The following is an 888-nucleotide window of genomic DNA, read 5'->3' on the forward strand; positions in this document are numbered from 1 at the left end:
AGAATATGGTGAGCGGTATCCAGAAGGTTTTTACAGCTACAACCACTTCTGTCGTCTATATAAAACATGGCTAACATGTCAAAAACCGTCCATGCGTCAAAACCATAAAGCAGGTGAAAAACTGTTTGTTGATTATTGTGGACCCACTATGAATATTGTGGACTCAACAACGGGTGAATGCCGCACAGCACAGGTTTTTGTGGCAGTCATGGGCGCATCTAACTACACCTTTGCAGAGGCTACGTTTAGCCAAAAACTCGAAGACTGGGTGATGAGTCATGCACGATGCTTTGAATTTCTGGGTGGCGTACCTGAATTGGTCATCCCAGATAACTTAAAAAGTGCCGTGACAAAAGCGTGTCGTTACGAGCCGGATCTGAACCCAACCTACCAACAACTCGCCGCCCATTACGATACCGTTATCGTGCCTGCCAGACCTTATAAACCCAAGGATAAATCGAAAGCTGAGGTGGGTGTTCAAATCGTTGAACGTTGGATAATGGCGCGACTTCGCAAGGAAAGCTTTTTTAGCTTGCGACAGTTAAATCTAAAAATACAGACACTTTTAACCGATTTGAATCAAAGGCAAATGAAAAAGCATCCAGGCTCAAGGCTATCCCAATTTGAAGCGATAGATAAACCCGCACTGAAACCTTTGCCGTCACAACCTTATCGCTACACCTTAGTGAAACAGGTCAAAGTGCATATTGATTATCACATCGAGATTGAAAAACATTACTACTCGGTGCCACACGCCTTGATCAAGAAAAAGCTAGAAGCACATGCTACGGGGCAACTGGTCACACTTTATCATCAAGGGGTACAAGTGGCCGTTCATCCAAGATCATACCGCGTGGGAGGTCACAGCACCCTGGATATCCATATGCC

At 44.9% G+C, this 888-nt stretch carries 1 protein-coding gene; it reads left to right on the plus strand.

Annotated elements, in window-relative coordinates:
* Window positions 1–888 (plus strand): IS21 family transposase (istA, locus tag CXF95_RS26255; protein ID WP_157828258.1); only part of this gene is annotated, 888 nt, incomplete at both ends.

This window comes from Paraglaciecola sp. MB-3u-78 (genome assembly GCF_002835935.1).
GTDB lineage: Bacteria > Pseudomonadota > Gammaproteobacteria > Enterobacterales > Alteromonadaceae > Paraglaciecola.